The organism is Azoarcus sp. PA01, assembly GCA_001274695.2.
In the GTDB taxonomy this organism is placed as follows: Bacteria; Pseudomonadota; Gammaproteobacteria; order Burkholderiales; family Rhodocyclaceae; genus Aromatoleum.
Genome location: LARU01000002.1, coordinates 2,330,494 through 2,348,025, shown reverse-complemented (window position 1 = coordinate 2,348,025; position 17,532 = coordinate 2,330,494). Strand labels below are relative to the sequence as shown.

Here is a 17,532-nt window from a genome sequence, read left to right as displayed (position 1 = left end):
GCCGCCCCCGCGGGCGGGCCCGCGCCCAGTCATGATTCCGCAGTCGTTCATTCAGGATCTGCTCGCCCGGGTCGACATCGTCGACGTCATCGAGCGCCACCTGCCGCTGAAAAAAGGCGGCGCCAACTACTTCGCCTGCTGCCCGTTCCACGGCGAGAAGTCGCCGTCGTTCTCGGTCAGCCCGACCAAGCAGTTCTACCACTGCTTCGGCTGTGGCGCCCACGGCAGTGCCGTCGGATTCCTGATGGAATACAGCGGGCTGCCGTTCGTCGAGGCAGTCAAGGAACTCGCCACCCAGGCGGGCCTGCAGGTCCCGCAGGAACGTGGCCCGACTCCGCGCACCGACGCGGATCCCGCTTACGCAGCGCTGATCGAGGCGATGAGCGTCGCGGCGCGGCACTACCGCGACCAGCTCAGGCAGGCCTCCGCGGCGATCGAGTACCTTAAAAGACGCGGCGTCAGCGGTGAAATCGCGGCGCGCTTCGGCATCGGCTTTGCGCCCGACGACTGGCAGGGCTTGTCCAGCAGCTTCCCGGACTACGATGCGAAGCCACTGCTCGAAGCCGGCCTCGTGATCGAGAATGAAGCCGGGCGACGCTACGACCGCTTCCGCAACCGCATCATGTTCCCGATCCAGGACCGGCGCGGGAGCGTCATCGCGTTCGGTGGACGGGTTCTCGACAGCGGCGAACCGAAGTACCTGAACTCGCCGGAAACCCCGCTGTTCGAAAAAGGCCGCGAGCTCTACGGGCTGCTCCAGGCGCAGAAACCGATCCGCCACGCGGGCCATGTAATCGTCGTCGAAGGCTACATGGACGTCGTGGCGCTCGCCCAGCACGGCATCGGCAATTCGGTCGCGACGCTCGGCACCGCGACGACGACGCACCACATCAATGTGCTGCTGCGCCAGTCCCGACGCATCGTGTTCTGCTTCGACGGCGACGCGGCGGGGCGCAAGGCCGCTCGACGGGCGCTCGAATCGTCGCTCGAAGCGCTGCGCGACGACGTCACCCTCGCCTTCCTGTTCCTGCCCGAGCAACACGACCCGGATTCGTTCGTGCGCGCTCATGGTGCCGAAGCGTTCCGCCAGGCCGCTGACGCCGCAACGACGCTGACGACTTTCCTGCTGCGCGAACTGCAGGCGGACTGCGCGCTCGACAGCGCAGAAGGGCGTGCACGACTCGTCCACGAAGCGAAACCGCTCGTCACGCGGATCACCGCGCCAATGCTGCGGCTGCAGATCGTGAAGTCGATCGCCGAGGCAAGCCAGTTCAGCCAGAGCGAAATCGAGCGGGCGTATGGGCTCTCGGAGGACGGCCGCGAAGGGCCCGGCGAGCATCCCACCGTCGCTCCCGGCTATCGCCCTGCCGCCGCCGCGCCGCGCCGTTCGACCCCAGGAATGCGGCCGCGCCGCAAGCCCCCTTCGACCGTGGGCACGCTCTTGCGGCTCGTGCTCCAGCACCCCGCCCTGGCGGCGCGACTGCCGGTCGACCTCGTCCCGACAATGAACGCCGAGGGCGAAGCGCTGGTCGCAATCATTGACGCGACAAGCACTGGCGATCTCGCCGCGAACCTTGGGCTCGGCGCCCTGGTCGAACGCTTCCGCGAAACCCCGCACGGGGAAACGCTCGCGACGACCGCAGGCGAACTTGTCGACGCGGAGTTCGACGATGCGGTCGTCGAGATACTTTTCGAAGACACGCTGCGCAAACTGCACGCCGACGCGATCGCCCGTGAAATTGACGGGCTGACCGCCCGGGAGCGCGAATCCGGTCTGTCGCCGATCGAGCGGCGCCGGCTTGCGGCGCTCTTAATCGAAAAAATGAACCTCGTCAATCTCGGCAAAGTCCAAGATTTTTAGTACCATTGCAGGTTACCCAATTCATTTCCCGCCCGAACCAAGGAGTACCATGGCCCGCGAAAAAACCAAGGATTCGCGCAAGGACAGCCCGAAGGGACGAGCTTCCAGAGCCAAAGACAAAGGAGTGTTGGTAGCTGAAGGCCCGCAAGTGGCGCCTCTCGACGCCGAGGTTCGCCGCACCCGCCTAAAGACCCTGATCACGCTCGGCAAGGAGCGCGGCTATCTCACGTACGCCGAGATCAGCGACCATCTCCCGGACGATGTCGCCGACGCCGAGCAGATCGAAGGCATCATCGCGACGTTCAACAACATGGGCATCCGCGTCTTCGACGAGGCACCGGCTGCCGAAGACCTGCTGATGTCGGACGCGGTGCCGAGCAGTGTCGACGAAGACGTCGCCGAGGAAGAGGCCGAACAGGCCTTGTCGTCGGTCGACTCCGAGTTCGGCCGCACGACCGATCCGGTGCGCATGTACATGCGCGAAATGGGCACCGTCGAACTGCTCACTCGCGAAGGCGAAATCGAGATCGCGAAGCGGATCGAGGACGGCCTGCGTCACATGGTCCAGGCCATTTCCGCGTGTCCGACGACGATCGCCGAAATGCTCGAGATCACCGACAAGGTCGCTCGCGACGAGATGCGCATCGACGAGCTGATCGACGGGCTCATCGACCCGAACGCGGCCCAGGCGGTCGAGGCGCCGGCGGTCGAGGCGGCCGATGACGAAAGTGCCGCGGACGAGGAAGTCGAGAGCGAAGACGTCGGCGGCGACGACGACGACGAAAGCGACGAAGACAAGGAAGCTGCAGCGAACGCCGCGACGCTGCTGCAGCTGAAGAACGACGCGCTGGTGCGTTTCACGACGATCCGCGAGCTGCACGAGCGGAAGATGGCGGTGCTCGCCGCAGGAGGCTCGCAGGACCGCGCGTACCTCGATCTGCAGCAACAGATTTCCGGCGAACTGCTGAACATCCGCTTCACCGCGAAGTCGATCGAGCGGCTGTGCGACTCGGTGCGCCACATGGTCGAACAGGTCCGCGGTCATGAGCGCCACATCCTGCAATTGTGCGTCGACCGAGCCGGCATGCCGCGCCAGCACTTCATCAAGGTGTTTCCCGGCCGCGAGATCGATCTCGACTGGCTGAAGGACGAAATCGGCGCCGGCAAGAACTACGCCGAAGGCCTGATGCGGGTGCATCCTGCGGTGCTCGAGGAACAGCAGAAACTGATCGACCTGCAGACGCGCATCGGCATTCCGCTGAAGGAACTCAAGGACATCAACCGCCAGATGTCCACCGGCGAAGCGAAGATGCGCCGCGCGAAGCGCGAAATGACGGAGGCCAACTTGCGCCTCGTGATTTCGATTGCGAAGAAATACACGAATCGCGGTTTGCAATTCCTCGACCTGATCCAGGAAGGCAACATCGGCCTGATGAAAGCCGTGGACAAGTTCGAATACCGCCGCGGCTACAAATTCTCGACCTACGCGACGTGGTGGATCCGCCAGGCGATCACGCGCTCGATCGCCGACCAGGCGCGCACGATCCGCATCCCGGTGCATATGATCGAGACGATCAACAAGATGAACCGGATCAGCCGCCAGATCCTGCAGGAAACCGGCCAGGAACCCGATCCGGCGACGCTCGCCGAGAAAATGGAGATGCCCGAGGAGAAGATCCGCAAGATCATGAAGATCTCCAAGGAACCGATCTCGATGGAAACGCCGATCGGCGACGACGACGATTCGCACCTGGGCGACTTCATCGAGGACCAGGCGACCCTCGCCCCGGCCGACGCCGCGATGTACTCGAGCCTGCGCGACGCGACCGGTGAAGTGCTCGACTCGCTGACCGCGCGTGAAGCGAAAGTGCTGCGCATGCGTTTCGGCATCGAAATGAACACCGACCACACGCTCGAGGAAGTCGGCAAGCAGTTCGACGTCACTCGCGAACGCATCCGCCAGATCGAAGCCAAGGCGTTGCGCAAGCTGCGCCACCCGAGCCGTTCCGAGCGGCTGCGCAGCTTCCTCGACAGCGACGCCTGATCGTCCTCCTCGCCCGTCCCCGCGACGGGCAATCCACCTCCTTTCCGGGCCCATAGCTCAATGGTTAGAGCAGAGGACTCATAATCCTTTGGTTGCAGGTTCGAGTCCTGCTGGGCCCACCATTAGAATCGAGCACTTGCGCCAATCCTTCGGGGTTGGCGTTGTGCTTTCGGCGATTGCCAATCCGCGCGTCGACGCATTTACCGCGTTCATCCACGCGCCGCCTCCTGCCGCCGTATCGTTGCCGGGCGCCGGTATCCTCCAGGGACGCCTTCCGGCGAAAATACCCACTGCCACAGTTGTATGTCGCGGGCTCGGAATGCGCCGGCGCAGGACAGCAGGTAGTAACGCCACATGCGGCGAAAGCGCTCACCGAGCCGGCCCCGGAAGCGTGGCCACGCCGCTTCGAAGTTGCGATACCACGCCATCAGCGTCCTGTCATAGTCGGCGCCGAAATTGTGCAAGTCCTCGACGACGAAGAGATCGTCGACGGCGTCGCCGATCTGGCCGAGCGACGGAAGCTCGCCGTTGGGGAAAATGTATTTGTCGACCCACGCGTCGGAAACAACGTCGCGCTGGTTCTTGCCGATCGTGTGAAGCAGGAACAATCCGTCGTCGACGAGACAACGTCGCGCGACTTCCATGAAAGTGCGGTAGTTCTTGCGTCCGACGTGCTCGAACATGCCGACGCTGGCGATGCGGTCGAAGCGCTCGTTGACCGACCGGTAGTCCTGCAGGCGAAACTCCAGCGGCAAGCCGGCGTAGCGCTGCTGCGCCCACGCGGCCTGCTCCTTCGATACGGTGATTCCGATGCACTCGACCCCGTAGCGCTCCGCGGCATAGCCCATCAGGCTGCCCCAGCCACACCCGAGGTCGAGCAGCCGCATGCCGGGTTCGAGGCCGAGCTTGCGGCAAATGAGATCGAGCTTGGCTTCCTGCGCCTGCGCGAGGTCGCTTGCGCCCTCCCAGTAGGCGCAACTGTAGGTCATGCGCGGATCGAGCATCGCCGCGTAGAAATCGTTGCCGAGATCGTAATGGGCCTCGCCCACTCGCCAGGCCCGCTTCAGGCTTTGTCGGTTGAGCAGGCGGGTGCGCAACGCATGGAATGCCAGGCGCAGCGGTTGGACTTTCCGGTCGAGGTGGGCACGCAGGATATGGCTGAAGAACTCGTCGAGCTGGTCCGCTTCCCAGTGGCCATCCATGTAAGCTTCGCCGAGACCCACGTTGCCCATCGAAAAAACCCGCTCGGGAAGCTTGGCGTCGAAGACGCGGATATCCCAGGGACGATCGCCACCGATTCGCACGTCGGCTTTCTCCAGCAGCTCCACCAGCATCTGGTGGAGGCGCGATTCCTCGCTGGCATTATGTTCGCGGCGCTCGCTTGAGGTCGGATCGGACATGGGAAACTTCCTGTCACTGGCACTCCGTTACCGGTCGCGCCTGCTGCAAGCGTGGACACCTGCGAACGTTGGAAGAGTTCCGCTCACGCAGTCGCCGGGAGAAGCACATCGCGGCCAATGTCTTCAGGATGGTCGACAGCTTCCGCCGATTCAACTGCCCATTACTGGCAGTGCGGGCGGTCGGCTGCACGTCGCAGCAGCTGCGACGTCGCCGTTGCAGCGCGAAGGATTCGCGTGACCGACCCGTGCGACCGGGGCACGCTCGGACAAGAGTCGAGCTGCGGCAGGAGCGTTCGACGAGGAAACGGCGGCAATTCGCCGCGCGGCCTGACGCAGGCGAGTTCAGGCGCGCTGGATCAGTTCGATCTTGTAGCCGTCCGGATCCTCGACGAACGCGATCACGGTGTTGCCATGCTTCATCGGGCCGGCTTCGCGCACGACTTTTCCGCCGCGCGCGCGGATCTCGTCGCACGCCCGCCGGGCATCGGGGACCGCCAGCGCGATGTGGCCGAATCCGTTGCCGAGTTCATAGGTCGAGACGTCCCAGTTATGCGTGAGCTCGATCACCGCGCTGTCGCCCTCGTCGCCGTAGCCGACGAAGGCGAGCGTGAATTTTCCTTCCGGATAGTCTTGGCGACGCAGCAGGCGCATGCCGAGAACTTCAGTGTAGAACGCGATCGAACGGTCCAGATCGCCCACTCGCAGCATCGTGTGAAGGATTCGCATCGGCAGTCCTCAGTCTTCGTTCAGGGTTTCGTCACCGCTTCCGGGCTCGATGAGAGGCAGCGCACGTCCGGCCGCGCGCAGCCGGGTGCGAGCTGTTTTCCAGTCGGGATAAAGCCGCGCGACCACGGCCCAGAATCGCGGCGAGTGATTCATTTCGACCAGATGCGCCACCTCGTGGGCGACGACGTAGTCGATGAGTTCGGGAGGCAGATGGATCAGCCGCCAGTGCAGGCGAATGCCGCTGACCGAGCTGCAGCTGCCCCAGCGCGTTCGCGCCGACGACAACCGGACGGGCGGCGTGCTGCGCCCGAGCCAGAGGCAGTAAGCGGCGACACGCTCGGCAAACCACGGCAACGCACGCTTGCGCAATGCGCGCGTGAGCGCGCCGCGCGGATCGCGCGTCTTCCCGAGGACGAGTTCTTCAGTGCCATCGGGACTTTGTCGCCAGTACGACGAGCGCCCGGGCTCGCCGACACGCAGGCGACAGCTTTCGCCGAGCACCGGCAGGCACGCGCCGTCAACCGGCTCGAACGGCAGCGTCCCGGCCTGCGCCTGACGGGCTGCGATTTTGCCGAGCAGCCAGTCCTGGTGCCCGGTGATGAAACGTTCGACATCCACTTCGCGCGCGGGCTGCGGCACTGCCACTTTGACGCCGCGATGATCGATCTGCAGTGCGAAAGTGCGGCGCACCGAGCGGCGCAGCACATACGGCACGTCCTGTCCCGCGAGCTGGATCACGCGCGGTTCCTCGGTTGCGGCCGGACCACGCGACGATCGCGGTTTCAACACTTGTCCTGCCACTCGTAGCCGCGCGCCGACACTTCCAGCCGGATCTGCGCCATCGCGGCGGCGACGCACGCGGCAGCACCTTTCATGCCGAGCTCGATCGAGCGTCGCTCACCCGAGACAGCGACCGTCGGCAGACTGAACAGCGTCGCGTCCGGATAGCCGGCCGTGACGGTTTCCATCAGGTCGATGAGCTGGCCCTCGTACGCGTCCCATACCGTGATCGCTTCCTCGATGTAGTCGTCGGCATGGTGCAGGGCGTGAAACCGCGTATCGAGCACCCACTCGACCATCGGCCACGCCATGACGGGAAAGCCGGGCACGAAAAAGTGGTTTCGGATCGAAAACCCGGGGATGCGGTTATAGGCATTCGGCACGATTTCGGCCCCGACCGGAAACATCCCCATCTGCAGCCGGTGCGCGTTGATCTCGTTGCCGAAGCGCTCGCTTATCAGCGCTTCGGCTTGCGGATGCAGCGCCAGTTCCACTCCCAGCGCCGCCGCGGCCGCTTGCCGCGTGCGGTCGTCCGGCGTCGCGCCGATGCCGCCGAAGCTGAACACGATGTCGCCGCTCGCGAAAGTTTCGCGCAGCGTGTCGACGAGACGCGGCGCCGCGTCGCCGACATATCGCGCCCAGCCGAGCTTGAGCCCGCGAACGGCCAACAGTTCGATGAGCTTCGGAAGATGCTTGTCGGTCCGTCGCCCGGACAGGATCTCGTCACCGATGATGACTGCGCCGAAAACCATCGCGGACTCCCCTATGACGGAGCGCCGGGCAGCGCGTCGAGCACCGTGACGCCGCGCGCGATGCGTTCGCGACGCAAGGATTCGAGCATGAAATGCACGAAAGCCAGGCCGCAGAACGCCGGAGCCAGCAGATTGACGAGCGGCACATACGCCAGGAGCGCGCAACTGCCGCCGAGCAGCAACATCGGCGGGCGCAGCACCTGCGGCAATCGCGCCAGTTCCTCGCGGTCGGCGTGCAGCATCAGCGCGTCGTAACCGAACGCGCGCTGGTTGAGCCACGCAGTCAGCACCAGCGAAACCACGATGCCGACGCCGGGGATCAGCCAGAACGGCAACGAAAGAAGCAGGCCGAGCAGAAACAGCAAGCCGGCGACCAGCGCATTCCACGCGCTGCCCAGGTTCGATCCGCCCTTTCGCCGCTCGAGATCCGCGTAATCGCGCGCCGCGACGCGCTCGAGGATCATCGGCAACGCAAACACCGCGACCAGCAGCGCGGCCGTCACATACACCAGCGGCAGCAACGCGAGCACCAGCGCGATCTTCACCAGCGTCAGCACCGTCGCGGCACCGATTTCGGACCCGGTCAGCCAGTCGCGCGCGAACGCCCAACTGTCGATCCACGCCATGATGCCTTCGACGACCGGTGTCCACAGGAAGACTGCGATCCCGATCCACAGCAGCAGCGCGACGACGCTCGGCCACAGCAGATGCACCAGCACGCCGCGGCGGGTAAGGCTGCGCAGCGCGCGGCCGAAGGCAATCAGGATTTCGCTCATCGCGCGTGCGGCCGGCTCAGCGCATCATGCCGGGCAGCATGCCTTTCATGCCCCGCATCATCTTCTGCATGCCGCCCTTGGAGAATTGTTTCATCATCTTCTGCGTCTGCTCGAACTGGTTCAGCAGGCGGTTGACTTCCTGGACCGTGACGCCGGCGCCTGCAGCGATGCGCCGCTTGCGGCTCGCCTTGAGGATTTCCGGCTTCGCGCGTTCGGCCGCGGTCATCGAGTTGATGATGCCTTCGATGCGTCCGATCGCCTTTTCCTCGCCTCCGCCCTGCAGCTTGCCGGCGGCCTGCGCAAACTGCGCCGGCAGCTTTTCCATCATCGACGACAGACCGCCCATCTTGCGCATCTGTGCGATCTGCTCCTTGAAGTCGTTGAGGTCGAAGCCCTTGCCGGTCTTGAGCTTCTGCGCGAAAGCGCGCGCTTTGTCCTCGTCGACGCCGCGTCGTGCGTCCTCGACGAGGCCGAGGATGTCGCCCATGCCGAGAATGCGGCTCGCCATCCGCTCGGGATGAAACTCCTCGAGCCCGCTGAGTTTCTCGCCGACGCCGGCGAATTTCAGCGGTTTGCCGGTGACGTGCCGCACCGACAGCGCGGCGCCGCCGCGCGCGTCGCCGTCGAGCTTCGTCAGCACGACGCCCGTCAGCGGCAAGGCTTCGTTGAACGCGCGGGCAGTATTCACCGCGTCCTGGCCGAGCATCGCATCGACGACGAACAGCGTCTCGATCGGCCGGGCTGCCGCGTGCAGCGCCTTGATCTCGTCCATCATCGCCGCGTCGATCGCGAGGCGGCCGGCGGTGTCGAGCAGCACGACGTCGTAATAATGGCGGCGCGCATGATCGATCGCTGCGAGCGCGATATCGACCGGCTTCTGGTCCGGCGTCGACGGGAAGAAGTCGATGCCGGCCTGCGCCGACACTGCTTTCAACTGCTCGATCGCCGCGGGGCGGTACACGTCGGCCGAAACCGCGAGCACTTTTTTCTTCATCCGCTCGTGCAGCAGCTTGCCGAGCTTGCCGGTAGTAGTGGTCTTGCCCGCGCCCTGCAGGCCGGCCATCAGGACCACGGCCGGCGGCTGCGTCGCGAGGTTCAGCCCGACATGGGCGCCGCCCATTAGCGTCTTGAGTTCGTCATGGACGACGCCGACCAGCGCCTGGCCCGGCGTGAGCGAGCCGATGACTTCCTGGCCGACCGCCTTTTCGCGGACGCGGGCGACGAAGTCCTTGACCACCGGCAGCGCGACGTCCGCTTCGAGCAGCGCGAGACGGACTTCGCGCATCGCTTCCTGGATGTTGTCCTCGGTGAGCCGGGCTTGCCCGCGCAGGGTCTTGACGACCCGGGACAGACGCTGAGTGAGATTGTCGAGCATGTTGGCTGGGGCCCTCGCCCATGGAGTAAACTATGAAAATCTATGCAGACGATTCTACTTCATCTACTGGCCGCGTCGCTGTACGCGATCCTCGGCATCTGGCTGTGGCGCCGCCAGCAGATGCCGGCAGCAAAGCCCCGGGAAGGCATGTCGACGCTGGAGCGCGTGACCCTGCTGGGCGCGCTGGCGGCCCACGGACTGGCGCTGCGCGGGGCGCTGTTCCCCGGCGAGGCGATGCATTTCGGATTCGGGCTGGCGGTATCGCTGGTCGTGTGGCTCGCGATCTGCTTCTACTGGGTCGAAACATTTTATGCCCGCCTCGAGGGCCTCCATGCGATGGTCATCGCCGCGGGAGTTGCCGGCAGCTTGCTGGCGCTGCTTTTCCCCGGCGAGCACGTCCTTGCCAACGCCGGCTCGGCGATGTTTCGGGCGCACTTCATCATCTCGATGCTCGCTTACAGCCTGTTCACGCTCGCGGCGCTGCATGCGACGCTGATGGCAGTCGCGGAGCGGCAGCTGCACAGCGGCCGCCTGACGCGCACGCTCTCCAACCTCCCGCCGCTGTTGACGATGGAAACGCTGCTGTTCCGCCTGATCGGCATCGCCTTCATCCTGCTGACGCTGACGGTCAGTTCGGGAGTGGTGTTCTCCGAAGCGCTGTTCGGCCAGCCGTTCCGGCTGGACCACAAGACCGTTTTCGCGATCATCTCGTGGCTGCTGTTCGGCGCGCTGCTCGTCGGGCGCTGGGTGCGCGGCTGGCGCGGTCGCGTCGCGCTGCGCTGGACGCTGGCGGGCTTCTTCATGCTGGTGCTGGCCTATGTCGGCAGCCGCTTCGTCCTCGAGGTCGTCCTCGGTCGCGCAAATTGAACTCGCTGCCACTGCGCCGCCGCCGCTGCGCTCCCGGCAGGCGTCTGACGTTGCAAATCTTTACAAGAAGATGGCTCGCATGCAACATCGGGCGTCCGTCAGTTAAGAGCGGTACATGGCAGCGAATCCCCAGGCCGCGCTGAGCGGCCTTGCCCGAGCGATGATCCAGCACGGCCGGTTGTCGGAAGCCGACGCGATGTCGTGCACCGCAGGCGCTGCCAGCGTGCCGAACGGGTTCATCCTCGAACTTGCGCATCGCAAGCTGGTGCCGAACCGCGCGGTCGCCTGGTTCGCCGCCGAGACGTTCGGCTACCCGTTGCTCGACATCTCGGCGGTCGACAGCGCGAGCATTGCGCGCGACGCGATCGACCGCAAGCTGATGAGCAAGCACCAGGTGGTCGCGCTCGGCAAGCGCCAGAACCGTCTGACCGTCGCCGCCGCCGATCCGTCGAACATGCGCGCGCTCGACGAGATCCGTTTCCAGACCGGTCTGCAGGTGGACCTCGTCGTCGTCGAAGCGGACCGGCTCGCGCGTCTGGTCGAGTCCCTCGCCGAAACCGCTGAACAGACGCTGAGGGAGCTCACCGGGGAAGAGTTCGACATGGATCTCCTGCAGCAGCAGGAAGGTCCCGGTGAAACGCCGAGCGAGGACACGCAGGAAGTCGATGACGCGCCGGTCGTCAAGTTCATCCAGAAAGTGCTGATCGACGCGATCAACGAAGGCGCCTCGGACATCCACTTCGAGCCGTACGAAAAGTATTACCGCATCCGCGTGCGCACCGACGGCGTGCTGCGCGAAATCGCCCAGCCGCCGCTGATCCTGAAGGAGAAGATCGCCGCCCGGATCAAGGTCATCTCGCGCCTCGACATCTCGGAAAAACGCGTGCCGCAGGACGGGCGGATGAAGCTCGTGTTGTCGAAGAACAAGTCGATCGACTTTCGCGTCTCGTCGCTGCCGACGCTGCATGGCGAAAAGATCGTGATGCGGATTCTCGACGCCTCGTCGGCGATGCTCGGCGTCGATGCGCTGGGCTACGAACCGGAACAGAAGAAGATCCTGCTCGACGCGATCGAGCGGCCTTACGGCATGATCCTCGTGACCGGGCCGACCGGTTCGGGCAAGACCGTGTCGCTCTATACCTGCCTGAACCTGCTCAACAAGGCCGGCGTGAATATCTCCACGGCCGAGGACCCGGCCGAAATCAATCTGTCCGGAATCAACCAGGTCAACGTCAACGACAAGGCCGGACTGACTTTCGCCGCATCGCTGCGGGCATTCCTGCGCCAGGATCCGGACATCATCATGGTCGGTGAAATCCGCGACCTCGAAACCGCCGAGATTTCGATCAAGGCCGCGCAGACCGGCCACCTGGTGCTGTCGACGCTGCATACCAACGACGCGCCGACGACGCTCGAGCGCCTGAAGAACATGGGTGTCGCGCCCTTCAACATCGCCTCGTCGGTGATCCTGATCACCGCGCAACGGCTGGCGCGGCGCCTGTGCACGTGCAAGCAGCCCGTCGACATCCCGATCGAAGCGCTGCTGCAGGCGGGCTTCTCCGCCGACGAGCTCGACGGCAGCTGGCAGCCCTACGGCCCGGTGGGCTGCGAGCGCTGCAAGGGCAGCGGCTACAAGGGGCGGCTCGGGATCTATCAGGTCATGCCGATCACCGACGAGATCGCGCACATCATCATGACGAACGGCAACTCGATGGACATCGCGGCGCAGGCCCAGCGCGAAGGCGTCAAGGATCTGCGCCAGTCCGGACTGCTGAAAGTCAGGCAGGGCGTCACGTCGCTCGAAGAAGTCCTCGCTTCAACCAACGATTAGGGAACATACAAGCCTCATGGCGACGACAACGCGAGCCGGACGCGCAGTCCCTGCGCGCTCCAGGGAAACGCTCTACAGCTGGGAAGGCAAGGACAAGAACGGCAAGCTCGTGCGCGGGGAGATGCGCGCGGGCGGGCCGTCGCTCGTGCAGGCGACACTGCGCCGCCAGGGCGTGCGGGTGAGCAAGGTCAGAAAGCAGAAGATGTCGCGCGGTCACAAGATCACCGACAAGGACATCGCGCTCTTCACCCGCCAGCTCGCGACGATGATGAAATCCGGCGTGCCGCTGCTGCAGGCCTTCGACATCGGCATCAAGGGTTCCGGCAATCCGAGCCTCGCGCGATTGCTCAACGAGGTGCGCACCGACGTCGAGACCGGTTCGAGCCTGTCGCAGGCGTTCGCCAAGCATCCGCTCTATTTCGACAAGCTGTTCTGCAATCTTGTCGCCGCCGGCGAGCAGGCGGGGATTCTCGACGGCCTGCTCGACCGCATCGCGACCTACAAGGAAAAAGTTCTCGCGATCAAGGGCAAGATCAAGTCGGCGATGTTCTACCCGATCGCGGTCGTCGTCGTCGCGGCGATCGTCGTCACCGTGATCATGCTGTTCGTCGTGCCCGAGTTCAAGAACGTGTTCACCAGCTTCGGCGCCGACCTGCCCGCGCCGACGCTGATGGTCATCGCGATCTCGGACGCTTTCGTCGCGTACTGGTACATCCTTTTCGGCATCATCGCGGCGACGGTGACGGGCATCGGCGCGATGTACAAACGCTCGGAAGCGATGCAGATCGCCGTCGACCGCGCGGTGCTGCAGCTGCCGGTGGTCGGCGACATCATCCGCAAGGCGACGATCGCGCGCTGGACGCGCACGCTGGCGACGATGTTCGCTGCCGGCGTGCCGCTCGTTGAAGCGCTCGACTCGGTCGGCGGCGCCTCCGGCAACCACGTCTACGTGACGGCGACGCGCCAGATCCAGACCGAAGTCAGCACCGGCACCAGCCTCACGGTGGCGATGCAGAATGCGACAGTGTTCCCGAGCATGGTCGTGCAGATGGTGTCGATCGGCGAGGAATCCGGGCAGCTCGACTCGATGCTCGGCAAGGTCGCGGACTTCTTCGAACAGGAGGTCGACGACGCCGTCGCCGGACTGTCCACGCTGCTCGAACCGATCATCATGGTGTTTCTCGGCGTGGTCATCGGTGGTCTCGTCGTCGCGATGTACCTGCCGATCTTCAAGCTCGGCCAGGTCGTCTGAAGTGTTCCCTTCTGCCCGGAGCGGCGCTTGCACAGCGCCGCGGGGCGGATTCAATCAAGCCTCCCGATGCCCGACCTCTTTCACGACCCCCTCCTGTTCACCGCGCTCGCGACGCTCGTCGGCCTTTTCGTCGGCAGCTTCCTGAACGTCGTCATCCACCGCTTGCCGCGCATGATGGAGCGCGAATGGCACGCCCAGGCTGCCGAACTGCGCGGCGAATCGCTCCCGGAGCAGGAACCTTACAATCTCGCGGTGCCGCGCTCGCGCTGCCCTCACTGCGGCCACCTGATCACCGCGTTCGAGAACATCCCGGTCGTCAGCTATCTCGTCCTGCGCGGGCGATGCCGTCACTGCAGCGCGCCGATCGGCCGCCGGTATCCGATCGTCGAACTGCTCACCGCGATGCTGTCCGGCTACGCCGCGTGGCACTTCGGCTTCGGCCTCGCAGCCATCGGCGCAATACTTTTCCTGTGGGCGATGGTCGCGCTCGCCTTCATCGATCTCGACACCCAGCTGCTGCCCGACAACCTTACCCTCCCGCTATTGTGGCTCGGCCTGCTCTTCAATCTCGACGGCACGTACAGCGAACTCGCGGAAGCCGTCGTCGGCGCGATCGCCGGTTACCTTGCGCTGTGGGCGGTGTATTGGCTGTTCAAGCTCGCCACCGGCAAGGAAGGCATGGGCTATGGCGATTTCAAGCTGCTCGCCGCGATCGGGGCGTGGCTCGGATGGCAGATGCTGCCGCTGACGATCCTGTTCTCGTCGCTCGTCGGCGCGGTCACCGGCCTTGGCCTGATCGTTTTCGCCCGGCACGGCCGGGACGTGCCGATTCCGTTCGGCCCCTATCTCGCCGCTGCTGGCGTGCTGGCGCTGTTCTGGGGCGAGCCGCTGACGCAGCTGTACCTCGGCAGCCTGTGAGCCGCCTCGGGCAGGCTTGAAACGAACGGCCCCGCCCTCATCTGTAGGGAGCGACAGCGGGCGGAGTCCCGCTGCCGCTCACTTCTCGCCCATGATGCGTTGCGTTAGACTTACGCGCTTGCTTTCCGGAGGTTGCCATGCCCATTTACGAATATCGTTGCGACAGTTGCGGGTTCCAGAAGGAACATCTCCAGAAGATGAGCGACGACCCGCTCACTTCCTGCCCGAGCTGCAGTCAGGGCACCTACGTCAAGCAGGTTTCGGCCGCGGGCTTCCAGCTCAAGGGTACCGGCTGGTATGCCACCGACTTCAAGGGCGGCACTCCCGCTCCCCGGCCGGCGGAAACCGCAAGCGCTCCTGCCGGCGGCTGTGGCGGAGCGTGTGCCTGCCATGCCGGCTGAGCACGGCCGCGGCGCGTGAAGAAGTACTTCATCACCGGACTGCTGATCTGGATCCCGCTGTCGATCACCTTCATGGTACTGGCGTGGATCGTCGGCACGCTCGACCAGATCATCGAGTGGCTGCCCGACGGCCTGCAGCCACGCAACGCGATCGGTTTCAACATCCCGGGGGCGGGTCTCGTCGTCGGGCTGCTGATCGTGCTTGCGACAGGCCTGATCGCGGCGAACGTCATCGGCCAGAAGCTCGTGCGCTACTGGGAAGCGCTGCTCGCCCGCATTCCGGTGGTGAAGTCGCTGTACTACGGCGTCAAGCAAGTCTCCGACACCCTCTTTTCGAGCACCGGCCAGGCTTTTCGCAAAGCCCTGCTGGTGCAGTACCCTCGCCATGGATCATGGACGATCGCCTTTCTCACCGGCGCGCCGGGCGGGGATGCCGCTAATCACCTAAAAGGCGACCACGTCAGCGTCTATGTGCCGACGACACCGAATCCCACGTCCGGCTTCTTCCTCATGATGCCGAAGGAAGACGTCATCGAGCTCGACATGAGCGTCGATGAAGCCCTCAAGTACATCATTTCGATGGGGGTGGTCGCGCCAGCCGTGCGCAGCACGCGCCCCCGCCCCGCCCTGCTTAGTGAGTAACCCCGCGGCCCCACGGCCCGCGCTTCGTTTCCGGAACCTGACCCATGCGAACCCATTACTGCGGCCAAGTCACCGCCGCCGACCTTGACCAGACCGTCACGCTGTGCGGCTGGGTGCATCGCCGCCGCGACCACGGCGGCGTCATCTTCATCGACCTGCGCGATCGCGAAGGCCTGGTGCAGGTCGTGTGCGATCCCGATCGTGCCGAGACGTTCCACACTGCCGAATCGATCCGCAACGAGTTCGTCGTCGAACTGACCGGCAAGGTGCGCCGCCGCCCGGCGGGTACCGAGAACGCGAACCTCGTGTCCGGCGAGATCGAAGTGCTGTGCCACACGCTCGAAGTGCTCAACGCATCGGTGACCCCGCCGTTCCAGCTCGACGACGACAACCTGTCGGAGAACGTGCGCCTTGCGCATCGCGTCATCGACCTGCGTCGCCCGCAGATGCAGAAGAACCTGATGCTGCGCTACAAGGTCGCGAGGGCGTTCCGCCGTTTCCTCGACGGCCAGGGCTTCATCGACGTCGAGACGCCGATGCTGACAAAGAGCACGCCGGAAGGCGCGCGCGACTACCTCGTGCCGTCGCGCGTGCATCCCGGCCAGTTCTTCGCGCTGCCGCAGTCGCCGCAGCTGTTCAAGCAGCTGCTGATGGTCGCCGGCTTCGACCGTTACTACCAGATCACGAAGTGCTTCCGCGACGAGGATCTGCGCGCCGACCGCCAGCCGGAGTTCACGCAGGTCGATATCGAGACCTCGTTCCTCGACGAGACCGAGATCACCGCGATCATGGAAGACATGATCCGCTACGTGTTCAGCGAAGCGCTCGCAGTCGAGCTGCCGAATCCGTTCCCGCGCATGACCCACGCCGAAGCGATGCGCCGCTACGGCTCCGACAAGCCGGACCTGCGCGTCACGCTCGAACTGACCGACGTCACCGACGCGGTGCAGGATGTCGCGTTCAAGGTGTTCAGCGGGCCGGCGACGAGCGGCGGACGCGTTGCGGCGCTGCGCGTGCCGGGCGGTGCCGCGCTGACTCGCGGCGAGATCGACGAATACACCAAGTTCGTCGGCATCTACGGCGCGCGGGGCCTGGCGTATATCAAGGTCAACGACGTCACGAAGCCGAACGATGAAGGCCTGCAGTCGCCGATCGTCAAGAACCTGCACGAAGAGGCGCTGCGCACGATCCTCGAACGCACCGGCGCGCAGTCGGGCGACCTGATCTTCTTCGGCGCCGACAAGACCAAAGTCGTCAACGACGCGCTCGGCGCGCTGCGCACGAAACTCGGCCACGAGAAAGGCTACGTCAGCGGTGCCGCGTGGACGCCGGTGTGGGTCGTCGATTTCCCGATGTTCGAATACGACGAAGACAGCAAGCGCTGGGTCGCGTGCCACCATCCGTTCACCGCGCCGAAGGACGAGCACGTCGAGCTGCTCGAGTCCGCTCCCGGCGAATGTCTCGCGAAAGCCTACGACCTCGCGCTCAACGGCTGGGAGATCGGCGGCGGCTCGGTGCGTATCCATCGCGCCGACATGCAGAGCAAGGTGTTCCGCGCGCTCAATATCGGCGACGAGGAAGCGCAGCTGAAGTTCGGCTTCCTGCTCGACGCGCTCAGGTACGGCGCGCCGCCGCACGGCGGCCTCGCGTTCGGCCTCGACCGCGTCGTGACGCTGATGACCGGCGCCGAGTCGATCCGTGACGTCATCGCGTTCCCGAAGACGCAGCGCGCCCAGTGCCTGTTGACCGACGCGCCCGGCGAAGTCGACGACAAGCAGCTGCGCGAACTGCACATCCGCCTGCGGCAGAAGCTCGAAACCCAGGTCGAAGTCGCGAAGGCCTGAGCCTCGCCGAACACCGGAAGCGACACGGGGCGGGTGGGACACCATCTGCCCTTTTTTGTTTGC

Annotated in this window: 15 protein-coding genes and 1 tRNA gene; 10 read left to right on the top strand and 6 right to left on the bottom strand. The window is 65.0% G+C overall.

The annotated features are described in order from the left end of the window. Positions 1-31 precede the first annotated feature (31 nt). The 3 genes from dnaG (at position 32) to PA01_11850 (ending at position 4,027) form a co-directional block, all read left to right on the top strand. Positions 32-1,861, top strand: coding sequence for a DNA primase (dnaG, locus tag PA01_11860; protein KON82187.1), 1,830 nt, complete (start codon positions 32-34; stop codon positions 1,859-1,861). A 49-nt stretch (positions 1,862-1,910) separates the two neighbouring features. Continuing rightward, the gene (rpoD, locus tag PA01_11855) at positions 1,911-3,905 is read left to right on the top strand and encodes an RNA polymerase sigma factor RpoD (protein KON82186.1); all 1,995 of its coding nucleotides are present in this window, start codon (positions 1,911-1,913) and stop codon (positions 3,903-3,905) included. 46 nt (positions 3,906-3,951) lie between these two features. After that, positions 3,952-4,027: transfer RNA gene (locus PA01_11850), tRNA-Ile, on the top strand. Between the two features lie 87 nt (positions 4,028-4,114). Here PA01_11850 and cfa read toward each other — a convergent pair. The 6 genes from cfa to ffh all read right to left on the bottom strand — a co-directional run bounded on the left by cfa (position 4,115) and on the right by ffh (position 9,714). Then, positions 4,115-5,305: a cyclopropane fatty acyl phospholipid synthase gene (gene cfa, locus PA01_11845; protein KON82185.1), complete on the bottom strand. Its 1,191-nt coding sequence runs from the start codon at positions 5,303-5,305 to the stop codon at positions 4,115-4,117. A gap of 342 nt (positions 5,306-5,647) precedes the next feature. Continuing rightward, positions 5,648-6,031, bottom strand: a complete 384-nt coding sequence (gene gloA / locus PA01_11840) for a lactoylglutathione lyase (protein KON82184.1) — start codon at positions 6,029-6,031, stop codon at positions 5,648-5,650. Between the two features lie 9 nt (positions 6,032-6,040). After that, the gene (locus PA01_11835; protein KON82481.2) at positions 6,041-6,766 is read right to left on the bottom strand and encodes a M48 family metallopeptidase; all 726 of its coding nucleotides are present in this window, start codon (positions 6,764-6,766) and stop codon (positions 6,041-6,043) included. A gap of 47 nt (positions 6,767-6,813) precedes the next feature. After that, on the bottom strand, positions 6,814-7,563 hold the full coding sequence (locus tag PA01_11830; GenBank protein KON82183.1) for a molybdopterin-binding protein: 750 nt from the start codon (positions 7,561-7,563) through the stop codon (positions 6,814-6,816). Between the two features lie 11 nt (positions 7,564-7,574). Then, positions 7,575-8,339, bottom strand: a complete 765-nt coding sequence (locus PA01_11825; GenBank protein KON82182.1) for an EI24 domain-containing protein — start codon at positions 8,337-8,339, stop codon at positions 7,575-7,577. A gap of 16 nt (positions 8,340-8,355) precedes the next feature. Further along, complete coding sequence (ffh, locus tag PA01_11820) at positions 8,356-9,714, bottom strand: signal recognition particle protein (protein ID KON82181.1); 1,359 nt, start codon at positions 9,712-9,714, stop codon at positions 8,356-8,358. Between the two features lie 42 nt (positions 9,715-9,756). On the opposite strand from ffh, the gene ccsA reads away from it, so the two are divergent. The 7 genes from ccsA (at position 9,757) to aspS (ending at position 17,469) form a co-directional block, all read left to right on the top strand. Further along, a complete protein-coding gene (ccsA, locus tag PA01_11815; GenBank protein ID KON82180.1) occupies positions 9,757-10,581 on the top strand; it encodes a cytochrome c biogenesis protein CcsA in 825 nt (274 codons plus the stop codon). 115 nt (positions 10,582-10,696) lie between these two features. Then, a complete protein-coding gene (gene pilB, locus PA01_11810) occupies positions 10,697-12,412 on the top strand; it encodes a type IV-A pilus assembly ATPase PilB (protein KON82179.1) in 1,716 nt (571 codons plus the stop codon). 16 nt (positions 12,413-12,428) lie between these two features. Continuing rightward, positions 12,429-13,664: a type II secretion system F family protein gene (locus tag PA01_11805; GenBank protein ID KON82178.1), complete on the top strand. Its 1,236-nt coding sequence runs from the start codon at positions 12,429-12,431 to the stop codon at positions 13,662-13,664. Between the two features lie 66 nt (positions 13,665-13,730). Beyond that, positions 13,731-14,582: an A24 family peptidase gene (locus PA01_11800; GenBank protein ID KON82177.1), complete on the top strand. Its 852-nt coding sequence runs from the start codon at positions 13,731-13,733 to the stop codon at positions 14,580-14,582. 137 nt (positions 14,583-14,719) lie between these two features. Continuing rightward, on the top strand, positions 14,720-14,983 hold the full coding sequence (locus PA01_11795) for a zinc ribbon domain-containing protein (GenBank protein KON82176.1): 264 nt from the start codon (positions 14,720-14,722) through the stop codon (positions 14,981-14,983). A 15-nt stretch (positions 14,984-14,998) separates the two neighbouring features. Next, the gene (locus tag PA01_11790) at positions 14,999-15,625 is read left to right on the top strand and encodes a DUF502 domain-containing protein (GenBank protein KON82175.1); all 627 of its coding nucleotides are present in this window, start codon (positions 14,999-15,001) and stop codon (positions 15,623-15,625) included. A 44-nt stretch (positions 15,626-15,669) separates the two neighbouring features. After that, positions 15,670-17,469, top strand: a complete 1,800-nt coding sequence (gene aspS, locus PA01_11785) for an aspartate--tRNA ligase (protein KON82174.1) — start codon at positions 15,670-15,672, stop codon at positions 17,467-17,469. Positions 17,470-17,532 lie beyond the last annotated feature (63 nt).